The 22462-nt window shown below is 60.1% G+C and carries 21 protein-coding genes; 9 read left to right on the top strand and 12 right to left on the bottom strand.

The features are described from left to right. Positions 1 to 95: 95 nt before the first annotated feature. The 7 genes from panB to thpR form a co-directional block, all read right to left on the bottom strand. Positions 96 to 890, bottom strand: coding sequence for a 3-methyl-2-oxobutanoate hydroxymethyltransferase (gene panB, locus AC1P02_RS00920; protein WP_113720899.1), 795 nt, complete (start codon positions 888 to 890; stop codon positions 96 to 98). Between the two features lie 15 nt (positions 891 to 905). Next, a complete protein-coding gene (folK, locus tag AC1P02_RS00915) occupies positions 906 to 1403 on the bottom strand; it encodes a 2-amino-4-hydroxy-6-hydroxymethyldihydropteridine diphosphokinase (RefSeq protein WP_485185406.1) in 498 nt (165 codons plus the stop codon). A gap of 11 nt (positions 1404 to 1414) precedes the next feature. Then, on the bottom strand, positions 1415 to 2890 hold the full coding sequence (gene pcnB, locus AC1P02_RS00910; RefSeq protein WP_099991645.1) for a polynucleotide adenylyltransferase PcnB: 1476 nt from the start codon (positions 2888 to 2890) through the stop codon (positions 1415 to 1417). Positions 2891 to 3011: 121 nt separating this feature from the next. Next, on the bottom strand, positions 3012 to 3923 hold the full coding sequence (gene gluQRS, locus AC1P02_RS00905; RefSeq protein WP_162626262.1) for a tRNA glutamyl-Q(34) synthetase GluQRS: 912 nt from the start codon (positions 3921 to 3923) through the stop codon (positions 3012 to 3014). A 113-nt stretch (positions 3924 to 4036) separates the two neighbouring features. Beyond that, a complete protein-coding gene (dksA, locus tag AC1P02_RS00900) occupies positions 4037 to 4486 on the bottom strand; it encodes an RNA polymerase-binding protein DksA (protein ID WP_005313182.1) in 450 nt (149 codons plus the stop codon). 119 nt (positions 4487 to 4605) lie between these two features. Then, positions 4606 to 5349, bottom strand: coding sequence for a DNA/RNA nuclease SfsA (gene sfsA / locus AC1P02_RS00895; RefSeq protein WP_485183643.1), 744 nt, complete (start codon positions 5347 to 5349; stop codon positions 4606 to 4608). 46 nt (positions 5350 to 5395) lie between these two features. Further along, positions 5396 to 5923: an RNA 2',3'-cyclic phosphodiesterase gene (thpR, locus tag AC1P02_RS00890; protein ID WP_485183641.1), complete on the bottom strand. Its 528-nt coding sequence runs from the start codon at positions 5921 to 5923 to the stop codon at positions 5396 to 5398. 230 nt (positions 5924 to 6153) lie between these two features. On the opposite strand from thpR, the gene hrpB reads away from it, so the two are divergent. The 3 genes from hrpB (at position 6154) to gloA2 (ending at position 11522) form a co-directional block, all read left to right on the top strand. Then, positions 6154 to 8619, top strand: a complete 2466-nt coding sequence (gene hrpB, locus AC1P02_RS00885) for an ATP-dependent helicase HrpB (RefSeq protein ID WP_485183639.1) — start codon at positions 6154 to 6156, stop codon at positions 8617 to 8619. Between the two features lie 143 nt (positions 8620 to 8762). After that, positions 8763 to 11078, top strand: a complete 2316-nt coding sequence (mrcB, locus tag AC1P02_RS00880) for a penicillin-binding protein 1B (protein WP_485183637.1) — start codon at positions 8763 to 8765, stop codon at positions 11076 to 11078. 45 nt (positions 11079 to 11123) lie between these two features. Continuing rightward, a complete protein-coding gene (gloA2, locus tag AC1P02_RS00875; protein WP_485183635.1) occupies positions 11124 to 11522 on the top strand; it encodes an SMU1112c/YaeR family gloxylase I-like metalloprotein in 399 nt (132 codons plus the stop codon). 83 nt (positions 11523 to 11605) lie between these two features. Here the strand turns inward: gloA2 and AC1P02_RS00870 are convergent, their stop codons facing one another. Then, positions 11606 to 11926 (bottom strand): SMR family transporter, encoded by a 321-nt coding sequence (locus tag AC1P02_RS00870; RefSeq protein WP_058395897.1) that lies wholly within the window; start codon positions 11924 to 11926, stop codon positions 11606 to 11608. Further along, positions 11923 to 12327, bottom strand: a complete 405-nt coding sequence (locus AC1P02_RS00865) for an SMR family transporter (RefSeq protein WP_485183633.1) — start codon at positions 12325 to 12327, stop codon at positions 11923 to 11925. Before AC1P02_RS00865 ends, AC1P02_RS00870 begins: the two co-directional genes overlap by 4 nt. A 158-nt stretch (positions 12328 to 12485) precedes the next feature. Here AC1P02_RS00865 and AC1P02_RS00860 point away from each other — a divergent pair, with 158 nt between their 5' ends. Continuing rightward, positions 12486 to 13367, top strand: a complete 882-nt coding sequence (locus AC1P02_RS00860) for a LysR family transcriptional regulator (protein ID WP_005313161.1) — start codon at positions 12486 to 12488, stop codon at positions 13365 to 13367. Between the two features lie 125 nt (positions 13368 to 13492). After that, positions 13493 to 15073, top strand: coding sequence for a DUF3369 domain-containing protein (locus tag AC1P02_RS00855; RefSeq protein ID WP_058395896.1), 1581 nt, complete (start codon positions 13493 to 13495; stop codon positions 15071 to 15073). Between the two features lie 85 nt (positions 15074 to 15158). Here AC1P02_RS00855 and AC1P02_RS00850 read toward each other — a convergent pair whose 3' ends face one another. Continuing rightward, on the bottom strand, positions 15159 to 15686 hold the full coding sequence (locus tag AC1P02_RS00850) for a DUF2937 family protein (RefSeq protein ID WP_166541497.1): 528 nt from the start codon (positions 15684 to 15686) through the stop codon (positions 15159 to 15161). Positions 15687 to 15896: 210 nt separating this feature from the next. Here AC1P02_RS00850 and AC1P02_RS00845 point away from each other — a divergent pair, with 210 nt between their 5' ends. Together AC1P02_RS00845 and AC1P02_RS00840 are read left to right on the top strand one after the other, a co-directional pair. Further along, a complete protein-coding gene (locus AC1P02_RS00845) occupies positions 15897 to 16607 on the top strand; it encodes a phosphatase PAP2 family protein (RefSeq protein ID WP_485183630.1) in 711 nt (236 codons plus the stop codon). 262 nt (positions 16608 to 16869) lie between these two features. Beyond that, positions 16870 to 17772, top strand: a complete 903-nt coding sequence (locus AC1P02_RS00840; protein ID WP_485183628.1) for a TSUP family transporter — start codon at positions 16870 to 16872, stop codon at positions 17770 to 17772. On the opposite strand, the gene AC1P02_RS00835 is transcribed toward AC1P02_RS00840, so the two are convergent. Continuing rightward, positions 17687 to 18502: a hypothetical protein gene (locus AC1P02_RS00835; protein WP_011898378.1), complete on the bottom strand. Its 816-nt coding sequence runs from the start codon at positions 18500 to 18502 to the stop codon at positions 17687 to 17689. The genes AC1P02_RS00840 and AC1P02_RS00835 overlap by 86 nt on opposite strands. A gap of 208 nt (positions 18503 to 18710) precedes the next feature. After that, positions 18711 to 19997: a glutamate-1-semialdehyde 2,1-aminomutase gene (gene hemL / locus AC1P02_RS00830; RefSeq protein ID WP_485183626.1), complete on the bottom strand. Its 1287-nt coding sequence runs from the start codon at positions 19995 to 19997 to the stop codon at positions 18711 to 18713. Between the two features lie 235 nt (positions 19998 to 20232). Here hemL and clcA point away from each other — a divergent pair, with 235 nt between their 5' ends. Both clcA and AC1P02_RS00820 read left to right on the top strand, forming a co-directional pair. Then, positions 20233 to 21627 carry a H(+)/Cl(-) exchange transporter ClcA gene (gene clcA, locus AC1P02_RS00825; RefSeq protein WP_282789727.1) on the top strand — a complete coding sequence of 465 codons (1395 nt, stop codon included), beginning with the start codon at positions 20233 to 20235 and terminating at the stop codon, positions 21625 to 21627. Positions 21628 to 21714: 87 nt separating this feature from the next. Further along, positions 21715 to 22404: a DUF6776 family protein gene (locus AC1P02_RS00820; protein WP_058395891.1), complete on the top strand. Its 690-nt coding sequence runs from the start codon at positions 21715 to 21717 to the stop codon at positions 22402 to 22404. The last annotated feature ends 58 nt before the right edge of the window (positions 22405 to 22462 follow it).

Genomic DNA, 22462 nt, shown 5'->3' with positions numbered 1-22462 from the left:
ATGGGTTAATAAATCAAAGGGATACGGATTAAATCAGCCTGCCATGAATGGCGAAACGGGGGCTTTCGCCCCCGTTGCCGTCCATGAGGCCTGGATCAGTTGAAGCTGTGCTCCGGGCCGGGGAAGGTACCCTCGCTCACCTGTTGCACATAGAGCCGTATGGCGGCATGTATGTCACCGGTTTCGGCCAGGAAGTTCTTGGTGAACTTGGGCACATAGCCGGAGGTGATGCCGAAGGCATCGTGCATCACCAGGATCTGGCCGTCGGTGGCCGGGCCTGCACCAATGCCGATCACCGGGATCCGCAGTGCCTTGGTGATGCGCTCGGCCAGGGCGACCGGCACGCACTCGAGCACCAGCAGCTGTATGCCGGCTTCTTGCAGGCAGAGCGCCTGACGGTAGATCTCCTGGGCCTGATACTCGTCACGCCCCTGCACCTTGAAGCCGCCAAACACATGGACGGACTGGGGTGTGAGACCGAGGTGACCACAGACAGGCACGCCGTTGCGGGTCAGGTGGCGAATGCTGTCACACAGCCAGTCGCCCCCTTCCATCTTCACCATGCGGGCACCGGCCGCCATCAGGCGAGCGGCTGTCTGGTAGGTCTGCTCCGGGGTGGCATAGCTCATGAACGGCATGTCTGCGATGATCAGTGCATTGCTGGCACCACGGGCGACACAGCGGGTGTGATAGACCATTTCATCCACGCTGACGGCCAGGGTATCCTGACCCCCTTGCAGTACCATGCCCAGGGAATCCCCGATGAGCAGCACGTGGGCGCCCTCATCGTCGAACAGCTTGGCGAAGCTGGCATCATAGGCGGTGATGGCGGTGATTTTTTGGCCGTCCTGCTTCATCTTCAGCAGGCTGGCGGTGGTGATCTTGCTCATAACGTTTCAGGGCTCCTAAACGTCTGCACCGGGGGCAATGATGGCAAGATCATTGGTCGGGCAGCGGGCAACCAGTTCCACGAGCGGGGTGCCGCAGGGCAGCACCAGAGCGGGCGCAATCTCGGCCAAGGGCAGCAGCACGAACTCCCGCTCCTTCATGCCGTAATGGGGAACGACGAGGCGCTCGTGCCCTATGATCTGATTGCCATAGAGCAGCAGATCCAGATCCAGGGTTCTCGGGCCCCAACGCTCATCCTTGCGCACACGTCCCTGTTCCAGCTCGATTTTTTGCAATTGATCCAGCAAGGCCAAAGGGCCTAGCCGGGTCGTCAGCAGCACTACGGCATTGACGTAGTCCGGCTGATCCGCAGGGCCCATGGGGCGGCTGCTGTAAAACGAGGAAGCCTGTTGCAACTCGGACTCCGGCAGCGCCGCCAGTGCGTCGACGGCGCGGCGAGCCTGACCGAGTGGGTCAGCCAGATTGGAGCCGATGGCAACGAAGACCTCGGTCATGACGCTGGTGGTCACTGCGCCGCTTTCGGTTTGCGACGGCGCGGGCGACGACGGCTGCGACTGTTGCTATCACGTTTCTCGCCGTCACCGCTGCGGGGTTCACTGGCTTGGGCATGCTCGCCGCTCGCAGGGCGGCGGGTCGCTTCCCGTTGCAGCTGCGGGCGTACGTCAGGGTTGGACTCCACATAACGTTCCCACCAGCTGGCGAGCTCGCCAAGGCCGCGCTCGACCCGGTTGCGCAGCAACAGGAAGTCGTAGGCGGCGCGGAATTTCGGGTGCTCCATGGCACGCTCGGGATGACGGCCCTGACGGCGGGTCAGGCGCTGCTGCAGTGCCCAGATATCGCGGACATCCGTGGTGAAGCGGCGTGGTACTGCGATGATACGCACCTGATTGTCCAGCACCTCGTTGATCGCCAGCATGAAGGCGTCGTGCCAGGGCAGGCCGCTTTCGTTTTCCAGCACGCGGGCACGGGCTTCGACACAGCCCCACAGCAGGGTGGCGTAGAGGAAGGCGGGGGTGACCCGTTTGTCTTCCCGCACCCGGGTGTCGGTATCGATCAGCGCCAGCTCGATGAACTGCTCGAACGGCGAGGTGCCGTGCGGGGTGAACAGGGCGGCCACTTGCGGGAACAGCGGCTGGAACAGCCCGTATTCACGCATCAGCTTGTAGGTCGCCAGACCATCACCAGCCAGGAACAGCTTGAGCGTCTCCTCAAACAGACGGGCGGGCGGAATATCCTGCAGCAGCGGGGCCAGCTCCTTGATGGGGGCGGCGCTGCGCGGACTGATGGTCATGTCCAGCTTGGCGGCAAAACGCATGGCGCGCAGCATCCGCACCGGATCCTCGCGATAGCGGGTCTCGGGGTCGCCGATCAGCTCCAGTTTGCGCTGGGCGAGATCCTCTATGCCACCTTCGAAATCGTGCAGGGTGAAATCCCGGGCACTGTAGTAGAGGGCATTGACGGTAAAGTCGCGGCGCTCGGCATCCTCTTCGATGGTGCCATAGACGTTGTCGCGCAGCAGCATGCCTTCATCAGACTGGGCCGATACATGCTTGCTGGTATTGACCTGATGGTGGTGACCCCGGAAGGTGGCCACTTCGATCACGTCACGACCAAAGACGATGTGGGCCAGGCGGAAGCGGCGTCCAATCAGGCGGCAGTTGCTGAACAGCGCCTTGATCTGCTCCGGCGTTGCGTTGGTGGCAATGTCGAAATCCTTTGGCGTTCTCCCGAGCAGAATATCCCGGACACCTCCGCCGACCAGGTAGGCATCGTAGCCACCCTTGTTCAGGCGATAGAGCACCTTGAGCGCATTCTCGCTGATCTCTTTGCGCGAGATGGGGTGCTGGTCACGGCTTAAAGTACGACGCTGCCCGGTTACGTGGGCTGGGATGGGAGACTCCACCGACTGCTCGCCGTCTTCCTTGCCGAGCACCTTGCGGCAAAAGTTTGCGATCTGGGAAAAAATGGTACACCTCTTCATGACTTCTAAATTGACGGGAGGCCAAAAAATAGCGGCCTATCATAGCTCAGGCCTGACCAAATGAAAAACGATGTACTTCATTCAACAATTTCAGGCTTGGCTAAATAAAAATTTGTACTGTCTATGTCAGAGAGCCCAGGCTGATCTTCTCTCTGGATGGGACTTGGTCGAGCCGCCAGTGGGCAATACCCCAGCCGATCACCTCATCAATCCTGCTTGCCATCAGCTCGGGTGGCGGGCATTGGCCGAGAAACTCGAGTGCCTGCCACAGGGCTGGCCTGACCTCGTCAAGCGCCAATGCCGGAGCATGGTTCTGCTTCGACAGTTTGTGGCCATCCGCCAGCACCGCCAGCGGCAGGTGTACCCAGGCGGGCACGTTTGCCCCCAGGGTCTGGTAGAGGGCAATCTGGCGCACCGTGGGCTCCAGCAGATCGGCGCCGCGCACTATCTCAGTGATGCCGCAGTCCATGTCATCTACCACCACAGCCAGGTTATAGGCATAGAGGCCGTCCCGGCGGCGGATGATGAAGTCCTCATCGGCAAGACCGGCGGGCACAGAGACGTGTCCCTGCAGCGCATCGTCGAAATGGTAGACGGGATGGCGCTGGCGTAGCCGAGCGGCGCAGCCTTCTGCCGCCAGCCCCAGTGCGCGGCAGTGACCGTTGTAAAAGCCGCCGCCTGCCATGATCTCGCGCCGGGTACAGCGGCACCAGTAGAGATCCCCTGCCTGATAGAGCTGCGCTATGACGTCGTCATAGCGGCCGTGGCGCTGGCTCTGGTACATCACCTCCCCATCCCACTCAAGGCCATGGGCCTCCAGTGTCTGCAGGATAAGAGGGGCGGCACCGGCCATCTCCCGTGGCGGATCTATATCTTCGATCCGCACCAGCCAGCGTCCTTGTTGCGCCCTGGCCTGCAAGAAACTGCCGAGCGCCGCTATCAGGGAACCAAAGTGGAGCGGGCCTGACGGGGAGGGAGCAAAGCGGCCTATATAAGGGCGAGTCTGGGGAGACGGGACTGTATTCACGGACATGGCAATTCGGGCAAACGGTTCATTGAGGCTGCATTCTGGGACGCCCCAGCGAAAAGCTCAATAAAAAAGGGAGCCTGCAAGCTCCCTTTTTTCAGTTATGCCAGTGGTCGGTATCAACCGGCCATCTGTTTTTCCTTGATTTCAGCGAGTGTCTTGCAGTCGACACAGAGGTCGGCTGTCGGACGGGCTTCCAGACGACGGATGCCGATCTCGATACCGCAGTGTTCGCAGTAACCGAAGTCATCGTCTTCGAGCAGCACCAAGGTCTTCTCGATCTTCTTGATCAGCTTGCGCTCACGGTCGCGGGTACGCAGTTCAAGAGCGAACTCTTCTTCTTGCGCGGCACGATCCACGGGATCCGGAAAGTTGGCTGCCTCATCCTTCATATGGTCAACGGTGCGGTCAACTTCCTGCATCAGTTGATTGCGCCAGGCTCCCAGGATCTTGCGAAAATGTGCCTTTTGTTGGTCATTCATGTACTCCTCACCCGGTTTTTCCTGGTAAGGCGCCACACCCGCAACGGCCAGGGGGCCCAGAGATTTCCTGTTTTCGCCTGTTGGCATGCCCTGTCTCCTAATTCAGCACGCTACCCGTGCCATCCATAAATTGAGGGCGACATCTATAGCAGAAGGGTAACGCGTAGGCAAACAAGCCGTACCAATTATGTTACCCACACCTACATTTATTCGCTGCCCTCGGGTAGCAGGTGACAAGATTCAAACGGGATAAAATCTTGGGCCACCATGCTCTGCACCCCAACATGGGGTCGATAGCATAAAATTTCAACCCCTGCCGTCATTGCTTGCTCAATAAGCAGACTATAGTGCGGATCTATGTGTGCTGCAGGGCGCACTCTCACGATTCCGGAGTGTAAAACCATAAATAACAGCACGGCTCTGTGACCTGCTGCCTTCATGACCATCAATTCACGCAAGTGCTTGGCACCGCGGGCAGTGACCGCATCGGGAAAGTAGCCCATGCCGGGCTGCTCCCGCTCATCGAGCAGGGTTACCGACTTTACCTCTATGTAGCAATCCGGCTTGCCGTCATCTTCCAGCAGCAGGTCGATGCGACTGTTCTCTTCGCCATATTTCACCTCGGTGCGCAGCCTTGCATAACCGGTGAGCGGAGCCAGTGCCCCTTGTTCGATCAGCTCGCGGGCTATCTGGTTGGCGCGCGCCGTGTTGACGCAGATGAAGTGGCCCGCCGGGCTCTCGGCGATCTCCCAGCTGTGGGGCAGCTTGCGCTTGGGATTGTCGGAGGTGGAGTACCAGACCCGGGTACCAGGGTCGGCGCAGCCGGTCATGGCGCCGGTATTGGCGCAGTGAATGGTGATCACCTCGCCATTGTCGAGCCGCACATCGGTCAGGAAGCGCTTGTAGCGGGAGATGAGCTGCCCGGACTGCAGGGGAGGATCGAAGATCATGGTGCGGTTCTCTCATTTATAGGCAGGAAGCGAGGGCGATCGACTGTCACGACGCCATCTTCTCTCTGGCGCGCAGGGGCCAGCAGGCGAGCGGTTCATAGCGAACCCCGTCCGGCGTAGTGATCGACTGATAGAGGCAGAAGTGGTCTGCCTGCAACACAAAGTCAGGTGCTGGCAGATCTGCGGGGGCCTCGCACGCCTTGCGTGACAGGGTCACATGGGGTCTGTAGCCCTGTTCCCCATTGCCCAGTCCCAGCTTTTCGCCGTGGCGGCGCAGGGCCCTGGCCAGTACATTGAGCTCGTTGGGCCATGTTTTGGGGCCCACCCAGGCCGCCTTGGCGCGGCTGAACCAGCCGGTTTCATCGAGGGTGATGGCAAGGGGTGGACAGTGCTGACGCTCGGCGGCGGCCATCAGGCGGGCAGTGGTGACCTGATCCGCTTCACCCAGAAAGGCCAGCGTCAGGTGGAGGTTTGCTTCAGGCACAGGTTGGCCGGGCCAGGGGCGCTGATCACGCCAGTCGATAAGCTCGGGGGCGAGCTGTTGCAGGGGCAGGGCAAAGAAAAGTTTGGCCATCTTGGTGAGGATGCCTTTTTACGCTCATAACATGGCGCCATTCTATGGCAGCCATCGCTGCCATGTCTCGCCATCCTGTTATCCCGTTCATATCTATGGCTCGAGTGGGATGACGGCCATGATGATCATCTTGCCGTCGCCTGTGCCGGCGACATCTGCTCACGGTGGCCGCGAATGCTATGGCAGAATGGGCGCCGTTTTAAGGTCGCTAACGTAAGGTGTTTGCCGCTTTGTCCCAACTCCCCATTGTTTCGGTGCTGCCAGCGCTGTTTGCCGCCATCGATGCCCATGCCAGCGTGATCCTGCAGGCCCCTCCCGGCGCGGGCAAGTCAACTCTGCTGCCGCTGGAGCTGGTGCGCCAGAACCGGCTGCCCGGTCGCATCATAATGCTGGAGCCCCGTCGACTGGCGGCGCGCAATATCGCCAGCTTCCTGGCTCGCCAGTTGGGGGAGAAAGTCGGGGAGCGCATCGGCTTGCGGGTCCGGGGCGAGAGTCGTACCAGCGCCCGGACCCGACTCGAGATTGTCACCGAGGGGGTGCTGACCCGGATGTTGCAGCAGGATCCCGAGCTCAGCGGCATCTCCCTGGTCATTTTCGATGAGTTCCACGAGCGCAGCCTGCATGCGGATACCGCGCTGGCGTTTGCCATCGAGAGCCAGCAGGGGCTGCGGGATGATCTCAAGCTGCTCATCATGTCCGCCACCCTGGATGGCATGGCGCTCGAGAGTCTGTTGCCCCATGCTCCCGTCATCCGCTCCGAAGGGCGCGGCTTTCCCATCGACTACCACTACCGTCCCGCCAACCGTCAGCAGTGGCTGGATCCTCAGGTGGGCGCAGTGGTGCTGGAAGCGCTGGCCAGTCATACCGGCAGTGCTCTGGTGTTCTTGCCAGGCCAGGGGGAGATAGAACGGCTGGCGCAATGGCTGGAGGGGCGCTTGCCGGATGACGTGCGCCTGGCCCCCCTCTATGGCCGCCTCGACATGGCGGCCCAGCAGGCCGCCATCGAGCCGGCTCCTGCGGGTCAGCGTAAGCTGGTGCTCACCACCAATGTGGCTGAGACCTCCCTTACCATCGAAGGCATCAGTTTGGTCATCGACAGCGGATTGGAGCGGCGCGCCAGCTTTGATCTGAAAAGCGGCGTCACCCGGCTGGAGACCCGCCAGATCGCCAGGGCGTCTGCCACCCAGCGGGCGGGCCGTGCTGGCCGTCTCGGTCCCGGGGTCTGCTACCGACTCTGGAGCGGCGAGGTGCAAGAGCGGCTCGCCGAGCAGAGTCCGCCCGACATTCTGACCCAGGAGCTGACCGGTCTGCTCCTGGATGCCGCCCAGTGGGGGGCAAAAGTAGAGAGCCTGCCGCTGCTGGACATGCCTCCCGCCGCCGCCGTGGCCAGCGCCCAGCGGCTGCTGGTCAGCCTGGGCGCCATGACGCCGGAGGGTGAGCAACAACTTACCCCCGCCGGCCGCGCCATGGCGGCCTTCGGCACACACCCCCGGTTGGCGCGCATGCTGCTACGAGCCCGCGAGCTGGAAACAGAGGGTCTGACAGGGATTGTCGCCGATGCGGCTTTCCTGGTGGCGCTGCTGGAAGAAGATCTGCGAGGATCGGAGCGCCTCTCCGTGCTGTTTCATCGCCGACAGGGCGCCCTGCGTCAGGGGGCGGCCCGCTGGTTCGAACGCCTCGGTGTCAGGTCCGACGCTTCTCAACGCCAATCCCGGGGGGAGTGGCTCGGGTTGCTCTGCGCCCTCGCCTGGCCGGATCGGATCGGCAAGTTACGCAGTGGCAGCCGTTATCAACTCAGTGGTGGGGTGAGCTGCGATCTGGTAGAAGGTCATCCATGCCAGGGACAAGGGGCCCTGATCGCCATCGAGATGGGGCAAAACGATCGTGGCAGCCGCATCTTCATCGCCGAGCCGGTGGAGCTGGACGAGCTGGCGCGCCAGCTGCCTGAGTTGGTAAGCGAGCGCCAGTGGTTCGACTGGGACGAGCGGGAGGAGCGGGTACGGGTCGAGCGCCAGCAGGTGATCGGCGAACTGGTGCTGAGCCAGCGGCCGCTGACTGACCTGACCGATGAACAGAAGGGGCGCTGTTTGCTGCAGGGCATACGTCGCAAGGGGCTGCATGTGTTGCCCTGGGATGAGCAGAGTGAAGGGCTGCTGGCCCGATTGCGTTGCGCCCGCGATTGGCTGCCGGATGATGGCTGGCCTGCCATGGACGACGAAAGCCTGCTGGCGGGCCTCGAGGAGTGGTTGCTGCCTGCGGTGAGTGGCATGACCCGGCTGGAGCAGCTAAAAAGGCTCAATCTCTGCGACGTGCTGCGTCAATCCTTGTCCTGGCCGCTGCCCAAACGGCTGGATGAGGCGTTGCCGAGCCATTTCACGGCACCGACCGGCAGCCGGGTACGCATCCGTTATCAGCCGGGCCAGGCGCCGGTGATCCCGGTGCGTATTCAAGAGATGTTCGGGCAAGGCACAACCCCGTGCGTGGCAGATGGACGGGTGGCGCTGGTGGTGGAGTTGCTCTCCCCGGCCCAGCGGCCGCTGCAGATCACCGCCGATCTCGCCGCCTTCTGGGCGGGCTCCTACGCCTTGGTAAAAAAAGAGATGAAGGGGCGTTATCCTCGTCACTACTGGCCGGATAACCCGCTGGAAGCCATGCCAACCAGGGTCACCAAGAAGAAGATGGGATTGCAGGATTAACCTCTCCCATTAAGGTCCAGGGGCCTGACAACAGAGTAAAAACGAGTTCAGGGACGAAAGCCTTGGTTTTCGTCGGGTCGATGGCATGGGTCGACCGGTAATCATGCCCGCGATGGCGATATAACGAATAGCAAAGAGGATTCATGGCAACGCAACGACGCAAGCGCACCCCCAAGAAGGTGGCGCCCAAACGCACCATCTGGCGCAAGCTGTTCTGGCTTGGCTTCAAGCTCTCCCTGGTGGTGGCGGCCTTCATGGTGGTATTTGGCATCTATCTCGATACCAAGGTGCGCGAGCGCTTTGACGGGGAGAAGTGGCAACTGCCGGTGATGGTTTACAGTCGTCCGCTGGAGCTCTATCCCAGCCAGCGCCTCTCCCAGGCTCAGATGCTGCGCGAGCTCAACATGCTGAGCTACAAGCAGGTGCGTCAGCCCCATACTCCGGGCGAGTACGCAGTGAGTGGCAATCGTATCGAGCTCATCCGCCGTCCATTCGCCTTCCATGACGGCGCCGACGGTGCCCGTGGCCTGCGCCTTACCTTCAGCGGCGCTCGCCTGGAAGGGATCCAGTCGCTGGAGAACCAGCGTCAACTCGGTTATGCCCAGATGGACCCGGTACTGCTCGACCGCCTCAATACCGAGGATCGGGAAGATCGTCTGCTGGTGCGCATCGCCGAGGTGCCGGACAGCCTGCTCATCACGCTGCTGACCACAGAGGATCGCGACTTTTACCAGCATGGCGGCGTCTCGCCGGTGGCCATCATGCGTGCCATGGTGGCCAACGTGCTGGCCGGTCGTACCGTGCAGGGGGGCAGTACCCTGACTCAGCAGCTGGCCAAGAACTTCTTTCTGACCCGCGAACGCAGCCTGTGGCGCAAACTGCAGGAAGCCTACATGGCGGTACTGATTGACTACCGCTATAGCAAGGACGAGATCCTGGAGGCATATCTCAACGAGGTCTATCTGGGGCAGAACTTCTCCCAGGGTGTGTATGGCTTCGGGCTCGCTTCCTACTTCTACTTCGGCATTCCGGTCAACGAGCTGGACATAGATCAGGTGGCCCTGCTGGTGGGGCTGGTGAAGGGACCTTCCTATTACGATCCCTGGCGCTTCCCGGAGCGGGCCAAAGCCCGTCGTGATCTGGTGCTCAAGCTGCTGATGGATCACGGCAGCCTGCAAGCGGCAGAGTACGAACTGGCCAGCAAGCAGCCCCTTGGCATCATTACCCGTGGCCAGATGAGCTATGGCCGCACCCCGGCCTTCATGGGCCTGCTCAAGCGCGAGATCCAGAGCCGTTTCGGGCCTGATCTGCTCAAGCAGTCCGGCCTCAAGATCTTCACCAGCCTGGATCCCATCGCCCAGCATGCCGCCGAGCAGGCGGTCGCATCGGGACTGGCACTCATCGAGAAGCAGCGTGGCAAGAAGAAGCTGGAGGCGGCCATGGTTGTCTCCGACTGGCACAAGGGTGAAGTGGTTGCACTGGTGGGTGGCCGGGATCCGCGCTACGCCGGTTTCAACCGGGCGCTGGATGCCCGCCGGCAGATTGGCTCTCTGGTCAAGCCTGCCGTCTATCTGACCGGCCTCTCCAACGGCCTGACGTTGGCGAGCCCGCTCAAGGACCAACCGATCCGCATTCGTGGCAAGGATGGCCAGATCTGGACACCGCAGAACTATGATCGCAAGTTCCGCCAGAGCGTGCCCTTGATGGATGCGCTGGCCAGCTCCCTCAACGTGCCAACTGTCAACTTGGGTCTGCAAGTGGGGCTGGAGAAGGTGGTTGATACATTGCACAAGCTGGGGGTAGAGCAGGAGATCCAGCCCTATCCGTCGCTGGTGTTGGGGGCTGTGGCGCTCTCCCCCATGGAGGTGAACCAGATGTATCTGCCCATCGCCAACCAGGGGATGACCCAGCCCTTGTCGGCCATCCGCGCCGTGGTCAACAGCGATGGCAGTGCTCTCTATCAGCATGATCAGACCGCCAAGCGGGTCACGGACGAGCAGGCCAGCTGGCTCACCTTGTTTGCCATGACCAAGACGGTGAGCCAGGGCACGGCCCGCTCACTCAACGCCAAGTTCCCCGGCGCCACCATGGCGGGCAAGACAGGCACCACCAACGAGCTGCGTGACTCCTGGTTTGCAGGGCTGGACAACAACGAGCTGGTCAGTGTCTGGGTGGGGCGTGACGACAACACACCGGCGGGGCTGACAGGTTCCAATGGAGCTCTGCAACTGTTTAGCGGTTACATGGGCCAGCGTGGCGTCAACAGCCTTGCCATCAAGATGCCGCAAGGGGTGAGCTGGGCCAACTTCTCCCGCGCCAGCGGGGCCAGAGTGGCCAACGATTGCCCGGGCAGCCTGCAGGTGCCTGCCAAGCTGGCCGGGCTGGCCGAGCCCATGAGCTGCAGCAGCCCGTCGCCCCGCAGCGCACTGGATGACTGGTTCGGTGGTTTCTTCAACTGATAGATGAAACGGGCAGCGCAGGCTGCCCGTTTGACTGGAGTCCTCATGTCTTTGCCATTGTTTGACGCCATCCACCATGTGGCCATCATCGCCAGCGACTATGACCGCTCGCGTCACTTCTATCACCAGGTGTTGGGACTGCCCATCATTGCTGAAACCCTGCGTGAGGCGCGCCAATCCTGGAAGCTGGACTTGGGGCTGCCCGATGGCAGTCAGCTGGAGCTGTTCAGCTTTCCGGCCCCCCCTGAGCGTCCCTCACGCCCGGAGGCCTGTGGCCTGCGCCATCTGGCGTTCAGGGTGAACGACCTGGACAGGGTCGTGCGGCATTTGCAGCATCATCAGATAGAGGTGGAGCCGGTGCGGGTGGATGAATGGACCGGCAAGCGCTTCACCTTCTTCGCCGACCCGGACGGTCTGCCGCTGGAGCTGTACGAGGTGAGCTAGCGTTTCTGTGATGCCGTCGCTACCAGTAAAAAAGCCGCCCAGTCTGTGACAAGGCGGCTTTTTCCATTGTGGGGTCAAGTTCATCAAGCCGTGGTCAGCAGCGCCACTGCGACAGCCATGACCACTATGCCGACCCAGCCGATGGGCTTGAGGCGCTCGCCAAACAGCAGCAAGCCACCAAGCGCCGTACCGAGAATGCCGATGGCACCCCAGGTGGCATAAGCGACAGCAAGGTCAATCTTGCCGGTACCCACGGCTTCGGAAAGCAGGGTGAAGGCGCAGAGCACCAGCAGAATACCGAAGAAACCCCAACCCTTGTGACGAAAGCCCACCGAGCGATTGATCGCCATGTTGGCGCCAATATCCAGCAGGGCGGCGCCGAGTATGATGACTATCGGGCTCATACCGCACCTTCAATCTTGACGGGGGCAATGGGTCTGCGGTGACGGGGTGCCGGATCATCATGGGTCTCGCCCATTGTCACCATAACAATACCCACTATTGCCAATGCCAGACCTATCAACTCCTGAGTGTTGAGGTCATAACCCAGGAACAGGATGGAGATGATGGTGATCAAGCCGATCCCCAGTCCTTCCCACAGGGCAAACGCAATACCAATGGAGATTGTTTTGGCGGCTTTGGCCAACAACATGTAAGAGACGGTGATCAGGATCCACATCGGCAGATAGTTGAGCCAGCCGGCATCATTGGCGGGGATCATGGCCATGCTTGAGGTGCCCGCGACCTCGGTGAAAATGGCAGCCGTCAAAAATATTCGGGCTAAAAGCATTCGACTGAGTAACATAAAATTTCCTTCTGTGGCTGAGACGGATGAGAGGATAACCCTAGTGATACTTGAGTCAGGAATCGCTGAGCGTCGGTTATTCAGACGCTAATGGTTTGCCTTGCCAAACGGAGGCGAGGTAATGTGAACATCGGATATTCTGCCATCAGCCCGTTGTCATGAAGCTTTATCAGATACAACTCTTTGTCGAATCAGCTAACAGTGGCTCCATTGCCAACACGGCTCGTCGTCTTGGCAAAAGTCGCAGTGCGGTCAGCACGGCGATTGCGGCGCTGGAGGTAGAGCTTGGCGTCGAACTTTTTGAACGGGGTGCCAACCAGAGTCGATTGACAGAGATCGGTGAGCTGGTGCTGGATGATTGCAAGCGGCTGTTGCAGGCTGCCAACAGCCTCAAGCTCAAGTGCGAGCACTATGCCTCCGGCGCCGAGGTGGCGCTGCGGGTGGCGCGGGATGATGCCATTCCCGAGCTGGTGTGGCGCGACATGCTGGGGGCGCTGCGCCGCCAGTTTCCCGGCACCAGTATCTCGCTGGTGCTGGCTTCTCCCCCTGAACTGCCAGCGCTGGTGGAGGAGGGGTTTGTCGATGCCGCCTTCGGTCTCATCACGGAGGAGCAGGAGCGCAGCGGCCTCAATATCGATGTGCTCAATCCTATCCGCACCCTGATGGTGGTGGCGCCGAGCCACCCGCTGGCCAGTCTGAAGCGGGTACTGCAGCAGGATTTGACCGGCCATACTCAGGTCACCCTCTCCTACGTGGACGAATTTTCGGTCAAGAGCCTGCTCCCTATCGGGGGTCAACATATAGGTCTGTCGAGCTTCGAACTGATGCGGGATGCTGTGCTGGATGGACTGGGGTGGGCCGTGCTGCCTTCTCCCTTGATCCAGAGCCAGCTGCGGCAGGGGGAATTATTGACCTTGAAGCACAAATTCAGTCTGCAGTGGCGTGACTACGGCGTCTATCTGTCGGAAAACGCCTATCATGGCAAGGTACTGGCGTGGCTGAAGAAGGCGATTCAGGCCTACCTTGAACCTTTTGAATAAGCTGGCAAGCGTCATGCCTTCTGGCCATTGGCGAGCGGGAGAACGCTGCGGGGTCTTGTGATCCAACACGGCCTGATGGTACATACTGTCAATACACTCATGCAGCGCCTGGAGGCGTGAACGATATGAGCAGTGCCCAAGACAAGGACGAAATCTGGCTGGATGACGACATCATAGAGCTGGATGATGATGAGGCCGTGGTGGTCAAGGCGATCAACCCCTGGAAGGTGCTGATCGTGGACGATGAACCTGACATTCATCATGCTACCCGATTGGCGCTTTCCAACATTCAATACAAGTCCCGCCCCCTCGAACTGCTCAATGCCTACAGTGGTGCCGAAGCGGCTCAAATGCTGCTGGCCAATCCACGTATCGCCCTCATCTTGCTGGATGTGGTGATGGAGACCGAAGATGCCGGTCTACGACTGGTACACCAGATCCGCAACGAGATGCACAACAGCCTGGTGCGCATAGTGCTGCGCACCGGCCAGCCCGGTCAGGCCCCTGAGCAGCGGGTGATCCTCGATTACGACATCAACGACTACAAGACCAAGACTGAGCTGACGGTGCAGAAGCTTTTCACCACCGTCATAGCGTCTTTACGCTCCTACGAGACTCTCTGCGCCATCGACAAGAGTCGCCAGGGGCTTGGCAAGATCCTGGAAGGCGCGGGGGATCTCTATCATCTGCACTCCCTGCGAGAATTTGCCTCCGGCGTACTGAAACAGATCAGCGCCATTCTGGATGTCGGCACTGAAGGTGCCATCTGCGTCGAGCGCAGGCCCGATTCTCAGGAACTGGAAGTGCTGGCGGCCACAGGTGACTATGAATCTCTGCTCAATGGTGTATCCCTTGCTGCCTTTCCTGCGTTGAACGACTCTGTGATGAGTGCGCTTGCCAACCGTCGAAACCGCTTTGAGCACCCGCAAGATGCCCTCTATATCGCGGCCCAGAATGGTCGCGAGTTCGTGCTCAACTTCACGCCGACCCAACCTCTCGATCCTCTGGAGTGCGATCTGCTGGATGTATTTTGCCAGCGGATTTCAGCTGCTTACGACAACCTCTATCTCTACAACCAGCTGCTGCGTGCCCAGGAGGCAACAGTGGTGGCGCTCGCTGCGCTGGCGGAGTTTCGTGACTCTGATACCGGTGAACATGTGCTGCGAGTACAGAAACTCTCCGATGCCATAGTGGCCGAGATGCAGCAGGCGGGTGCTTACCCCAATGAACTGACTCCCGGCTTTGTCGACATGATCGGCATGGCCAGCATATTGCACGATGTCGGCAAGGTCGGCACACCGGACCACATTCTGCACAAGCCTGGCCGGTTCGAGCCGGATGAGCGGGTCATCATGGAGCAGCATGCAGACATAGGGGCCAGCATATTGCACAAGGCGGGCGAGATGGTGGAAGGCACCAGCTACCTGTCGCTGGGAGCCGAGATTGCCCGTGGTCATCACGAGCACTTCGATGGCAAGGGCTACCCGGAGCAGCTGGCCGGCCAGCAGATCCCGCTGTCAGCCCGTATCGTGGCCGTGGTCGATGTGTTTGATGCTCTGCTCAGCAAGCGCCCCTACAAGGAGCCCTGGTCGCTGGCGCAGACCATGGAATATATCCAGTCCCGCTCCGGCAGTCAGTTCGATCCTCATGTGGTCCAGGCGCTCAATCGGCTGGTGACTGAGTCGCGATTGCCATACGAGTTGTGAGCGTGACAGTGCAGGTGAAAAAACAGAAGGGGCCATCAGGCCCCTTCTGTTTTTGGTCTCTGTAGCGATTTTTTATAGGTTGCAGTTAGCGCAGGGCATGGCGCGATCTCGGCTGTCGCTTTTGAAACGGCAACAGTATGAGGCCGAGCAGCAGGTCTCCCAGCAAGGCCGCGATGAACCCTACCGACATGCCACAGATGATGGCGGACTGTTTGAGCGGCACCAGATAGCTGTAGTTTTGCAGGGTATCTTGCCAGAGTTGGGGATCGGCGCGCAGCAGCAGGTGTGTCAGCTGCTGATACCAGGGATGATCCTTGAAAGCACTCTCCTGCAACAGCATCTGCTGCTGGCTCACCAGGTGTTGCAGACTGACGGCATCCCGGGCGAATACGGGGTCCGGGTTGGTGCGATAGTGGTTGACCAGGGCGGTCAGATCGCCGTTGAAGTGCTGATCCGCCGTGCCCTGAAATGGCACCAGGCTGAGGTTGGCCTGTTGCAGGCGTGCATCCAGCCGCTGGTAATAGAGGTCGATCAGACCCGGTACCTGAACGCCGGCCAATAAACCCAGGGCAAACAGCATAATGCGAAGGTAGCTGCGCATATTCCTCATCATCTCGTTAAAAAAGAGCTCTCATACTAGCTGCAAGCCTGGTTCAGACCAAGGTAGTGTTCCGTCATCCAGTGGAGCTTGTGTCGATATGGCGGCTTCACAGCCCGGTTGTAATAGCGTCTTGTCCGGTTATCCCCTCTCCAATGTTAAGGATTCAAATCGCGCCCATTATGTTCTAGAATGCCGCGTTTTTTCCGGGAGAGGAGAGTCTGCATGAGCAAGTTCGTGCCGTGCTATTTGATTGGGGGCCTCATTGCCATCAGTTGGGCCGCCTTGCCTGCCCATGGCCCCTGGGATCAGTGGGATCTTGCCGTCTTTCATCTGGTCAATGGCTGGCTGGGCCAGTCTTCGTTGTGGGCCGATGTGGTGGCCGTGACCAATAATCGTCTGTTTGACCTGCTCGTATTGGGCTGCATGGGGCTCATCCTGGCGATGTGTTTTTTCCGCTCTGAGGATGGGGATCGTCGTCGCCTTGTCGCCATGGGGATCGTCATGTTGTTGGGGGCCCTGGTTATCAACCAGTTTGGTCACCTGCTGCCGGTCAGTCGTCCCAGTCCGACCCTGACTGTTGCAGATGCATTGCGTGTCACCCAGCTCAGCGCGATCCCGACCAAGGACTCCTCCAGCGACAGTTTCCCCGGCGATCATGCCCTGTTTTTGATGATCTTTGCCGGTTTCGCCCTGTGTTATCTGCCACGCTGGGCAGGGGGGCTGGCCATCTTGATGGTGCCGCTGTTCTCGGCGCCCCGTATTTTGTCTGGTGCCCACTGGCTGACGGATGTCTATGTTGGCGCCTTGGGGCTGACTCTGATCTGTTTGCCCTTGTTGTTGCTGACGGGGCTGTCGGATGCGCTGATCGGCTGGCTTGCCTCCCGGCTGTCTTTGGGGCCACGACGACGCAGTACCGGGCATCCGTCCGATTAATATCAAAAAAAGAAGGTCGGTTTACACCGGCCTTCTTTTTGGCTACTGCCCATCGATGACTGTGGTCGTCGCGAAATGACCATGACTACCACCGATGGCCCCAGGCCTGCTGGCCCTCATGGATAAGTATTAGCAGAGTCATTCGAACGCGCTTGCTCGAGCTTTATCCAGACAATCGTTTGCATGGCGGCGTGATTGATTCTGGTCAGGACTTTTAATTTCCGCTGCCTTAGAATCGCCGGCCCTTGCAGGAGAGGTCGGTATGCTTATTAATCTTTTACGCCTGATATTCATCGTCTGTGCCCTGGCGTTCGTTTTCATGCTGGTACGGGCCTGGTGGCATAAACGGCAACAGGGCTCACTGGAGCCAACCCCGTTCTGGCCGGTGGCCGCCATCGGATTTGTCGCCAATTTTCTCGATACCCTGGGGGTTGGCAGCTTTGCCGTGAAGACAGCTTGTTTCAAGCAGTTCAAGTTGATCGACGATCGACTGCTACCCGGTACCCTCCATGGCCAGTGCGTACTGCCGACGGTTGCCCAGTCCCTCATCTTTATCGGCGTGGTCAAGGTGGACCCGATCACGCTCATCAGCATGATGGTAGCAGCAGCAGCAGGGGCGGCCTGGGGGGCGCGTCATGTGGCTTCATTTGATCGTCAGACCATACGGCTGGTGATGGCTGTCTCTCTGCTGGTGGTGGCCGGCCTTATCTTTGCGGGCTTGCTGGGTCTGTTCCCCCTCGGCGGCGATGCCATGGGGCTGACAGGTTACAAGCTGGGAATTGCCCTGCTCGGCAATTTCATCTTCGGGGTCTTGATGAATGTGGGTATCGGGCTGTTCGCCCCCTGCATGACGCTCGTCTATCTGCTGGGGATGAACCCCATGGCGGCGTTTCCCATCATGATGGGATCCACCGCCGTGCTCAGCGTCTTCTCGGCGGGCACCTTCATTCGCAAGGGGGCCTTTGATGCCAGGGCCGTGCTGGCTGTGGCAATTTTTGGCCCCATCGGCGTGGTGCTGGCGGCCCTGCTGGTACAGTCCATGGACATGGAAATGTTGAAGTGGTTGGTGGCCTTTATCGTCATCTATACCTCCTGGACCATGTACGCCTCCTGGCGGGCAGAGCGACGCAAGGCTCAACCCCGGCTGGTGGAGATCGCAGGTTAGCCTGGACCAGTGCCGCCTCGGCTTTGGCCCCCAGAAACACATAGAGCCCCAGTGCCAGCAGCAGTCCCACGGCACATCCCATAACACCTACCGCAGGCCAGAGCAGTTCGCTCTGGCCAAGCGACCCTTTGAACAGCAGCAACAATCCCTCTATGGATACCGCAATCAGGATGGCGGCGATAAAGCGGGTGATGGTGCGGCGAACGGCGCTGTGGCGAAAGATGTCCTTATGCAGCAGCACCTCCTCCTCCAGAATCGTCTTGCCCAGATCGAATACCGCCAGCGCCAGGGTCAGGAATATGATGGCGCTAAAGGCACCTAGCTGGTTCTGCTGCTCCCCGCACAGCAGCAGATAGAGCTGCTCCAATCCATGCCATATCAGGGTGGCGACGATGAGAAACAGCGCCATGCTCAGCACCACATAGACAGCCTTGAACCAGGGCATGGCGCGGCGCCGCTCACGATCACCCATCAGCCAGGCAATCAGCTGATTGAGGCAAAGTGTCAGTTCCCGACCATGACCCTGCACAACCAGACGTAGCTGAGCCTGTGGCGCGGGTACGGGGGGAAGGATCCTCGCAGACTCACGGCTCTGGCCTATGGTCAGAATAAAGGGGTAGCCCTTGAGGGAATCACGGGGAGCGGTGAGCAGCCCCAGCAACAGGGGGGCCAGTTCGGTTTCGTATTCCTGATAGCGCCGCAGCACATCTATGGGGCTCATCTCTGCCATATGGACCTCGGTCAAGTGGGCTCCTGCTGAAGATGTGCAAATAGTGGGCCCGTTTTATGACAGGCATGGTATGGGATATTGCACCAGGAGATGACAAAACAGAGGGGGTGAGCAGATAGCTGCACCAGAAAGAGGCGCTGGGGGAAGTCAGACACATCAGATAGAGAAAAGGGCCCGCAAAGGGCCCTCTCGTTAATCTCTGGCTGGATTAACCCGCCAGTTTGGCGAAGCTGCGTTCGGCGGCGGCCAGGGTATGTTCGATCTCCTTGTCGCCGTGGGCCAGTGACAGGAAGCCTGCCTCGTAGGCACTCGGCGCCAGGTAAACACCCTCTTCCAGCATCAGATGATAGAAGCGCTTGAAACGTTCCATGTCGCAGCGGGTAACCTGCTCATAGCGGGTGATCTCCGGCTCGTCGGTAAAGAAGAAGCCGAACATGCCGCCCACATAGTTGATGGCGAGCGGGATACCGTGCTTGGCGGCAGCGGCTTTCAGCCCCTCGGCAACCCGGGCAGTCTTGGCATTCAGCTGCTCATAGAGTCCCGGCTCCAGCAGCAGATCCAGCATGGTCAGGCCCGCGGCCATGGCGACCGGGTTGCCGGAGAGAGTACCCGCCTGATAAACCGGACCGGTCGGGGCTATATGCTGCATCACCTTCTTCTTGCCGCCGAAAGCGCCAACCGGCATGCCGGCACCGATGATCTTGCCGAGAGTGGTAAGGTCCGGGTCTATGTTGTAGTAACCCTGAGCACCGCGCAGCGAGACACGGAAGCCGGTCATCACCTCGTCCAGGATCAACAGGGCACCGAACTCGTCGCAGATGGTGCGCAGCCCTTCCAGAAAACCGGGCACAGGCGGGATGCAGTTCATGTTGCCGGCGACCGGCTCGACTATGATGCAGGCGATATCGCAACCGTACTGGGTGAAGGCTTCTCGCACCGACGCCAGGTCGTTGAACACGCAGGTCAAGGTGTGTTTGGCAAAGTCGGCCGGCACGCCCGGGCTGTTGGGCTGACCCAGAGTGAGGGCGCCGGAGCCGGCCTTGACCAGCAGAGAGTCGGCGTGGCCGTGATAGCAGCCTTCAAACTTGACGATCTTGTCGCGACCCGTGTAACCGCGAGCCAGCCGGATGGCGCTCATGGTTGCCTCAGTGCCGGAGTTCACCATCCGCACCTGCTCCATGGAAGGCACAATCTGGCGTACCTTCTCGGCCATCAGCACTTCGATCTCGGTGGGCGCACCATAGCTCAGACCCTTCTCCACTGCCTTGATGACGGCAGCCTTGATGGCCGGGTGGTTGTGACCGAGCAGCATGGGGCCCCAGGAGCCGATGTAGTCCACATAGGCCTGACCATCCACGTCATAGAGGTAGGCACCATCGGCGTGATCGATGAAGCGGGGTGTACCGCCGACCCCATTGAAGGCGCGGACCGGTGAGTTGACGCCACCCGGAATGGTCTGGCGGGCCTGTTCAAACAGCTGATCTGATTTTGACATGGATCATCCTTAATGGGATTTTGGTCGTCGCACAGGCGCAGGCGGCCTATTGCGGCTCGGCAGCCTGGGGGAGCTGGAGTATGCTTTGCGCTCTCGTTACCTGGTCCAGGCCTGCCCCGTGCTAAATGAAACGGGCCGACTATAGCAGAAAGGCTCTGTGCTGGGCAGCCGGGCTGTCTGCCAGATGCTCCTCACCAGGCAGACAAATGTGGTCTTTCCAACATGGTGCAACAAGATGGCACAACAAGTTATCTCCTCTTCTGACGCTCCCTCTTATCCACGCAGTCCCGCCTTGCTGCGCATGATCCATCAAGACAAGATGCCACTGCTGGTGCTCTTGCTGGCGGCCCTGGTCGGTACCTTGGCTGGGTTGGTGTGCGGACTGTTCGAATCCGGTGTGCACTGGCTGGCCGAGCAGCGACTCGAGCTGCTGGCCGACCGCACCTGGTGGCAGCTCGGTCTGCTCGGATTTGGCTTCAGTGCCTTGTTGGGCTTTGTCGGTTACTTTCTCACCCATGCCTTTGCTCCGGAAGCGGGCGGCTCAGGGATCCCTGAAATCGAAGGGGCCATGGATGATCTGCGTCCGGTGCGTTGGTGGCGGGTGCTGCCGGTCAAGTTCTTCGGCGGCATCTGTACCCTGAGTTCCGGCATGGTGCTGGGACGGGAGGGACCCTCGGTGCAGATCGGTGGCAACCTTGGCAAGATGGTGGCGGATATCTGCCGGCTACCCAAGGAGCATGGTCATGCCTTGCTGGCCGCCGGTGCCGCGGGTGGTCTGGCCGCCGCTTTCAATGCACCGCTGGCCGGGATCCTGTTCGTGATGGAAGAGATGCGGCCGCAGTTTCGCTACTCCTTTCTGGCCATCAAGGCGGTGGGGATCTCCGCCATCATGGCTACCCTGATGTTGCAGAACATGAAAGGGCAGGGGGCGGTGATCACCTTGCCCCACTACGATGCCCCTGCACTGAAGGCGCTCTGGCTGTTCCTCTTTATGGGGGCTATCTTCGGGGTGCTGGGTTTTGTCTTCAACAAGCTGGTGCTGGCCTGCCAGGATGGCTATCTGGCACTGCACCAGAACAAGCGTCATCGCTTCGTGGCCATCGGCATGCTGGTGGCGGGGACCTTTGGCGTACTGTCGCTGTTTGCGCCATCGGTGACAGGCGGAGGGACAGAGCTCATCCCCCATCTGATGGGCGGAGAGTATGCAATGGCGACCCTGTTCCTCATCTTCTCTGTGCGGCTGGTGGCCACTCTTATCTGCTTCTGCTCTGGCGCCCCAGGTGGCGTGTTTGCTCCGACTCTGGCCCTTGGCACCCTGTTTGGTGTGGTGTTTGGTCATCTGTTTCATGCGGCTTTTCCGGAGCTTGGCATCGAACCCGGCGCCTTTGCCATCGCCGGCATGGGGGCCTTGTTTGCCGCCACTGTACGTGCTCCCATCACGGGGATAGTGCTGGTGACCGAGATGACCGATAACTATCAGCTGATCCTGCCCATGATGATCACCACGGTCGGTGCAACTCTGGTGGCCCAGTGGCTGGGGGGGCGCCCCATTTATTCCCAGATCCTGGAGCGAACTTTACGGCTTGCTGCGCGTCAAAAGCGGGGAGACAGCGGCGCTACTGCCAGTTAACTCCTTGTATGTCAGCGCGAATCCGGTTGGGTCGCGTATAGTGAAGGGAGCATGGCCGCTGTATGGCGTAGTAACAAAAGAGGCCTTATGTCCCAGATATTGAAGTTGTTGACTGTGCTGTGCGTGGGGGCGCTCATCGGTTATTTCGTCGGCAATCGGCAGGAGCTGGCTCAGAGCAGCCTCCTGACGGTGCAGCAAGAAACCCTGGAGCGTCAGGGCAAGGCGATAGGCCAGCTCAAGAGCGACCTTGCCATCAAGGAGACCCTGCTGGCCACGCAGAGGGCCGCGTTCGAGCAATTGCAAAAGACACTCAAGGAGCAGGAAGCCCAGGTGCAGGAGCAGAAGCGCCAGTTGGCCTTCTTCGAGCGGATCATGCGACCCACGGGTGAACAGGTAGGGGTGGTGATCGATAACCTCACATTGCAGGAGACCAGCATCCCCGGCCGTTATCACTACCGCTTGGCGCTGACCCAGCCGGCCAAGAAGCGGGAACTGTTCCGCGGCCAGGTACAGATAAAGGTAGAGGGCAGCCTGGGTGACAAACCAAAGACCCTCGGTAGCCGTGAGCTTGGCATGAAAGTGGGCGAGGGGCGCTATGCCTTGCGTTACTTCCAGCTGCTGGAGGGCAACTGGCAGCTGCCGGAAGGCTTTATACCTGACCGGGTGCGTGTCACTATTGGCAAAGAGGGCAGACAGCCGGCCCAGGAGCTGCTGGCCGAATGGGGTGACGTGATCAAACCCCTGGTGGTTGCTCCGTCTGCGCCTGCTGCGCAGTAAGAAGATTGGTGAATACTTGAACTAAACAGTCGGGTATTAGATAATTTCGCGGTTTCCA

Source organism: Aeromonas sp. TS_SC_11 (assembly GCF_057318915.1).
This window is presented reverse-complemented; position numbering and strand designations above follow the sequence as displayed.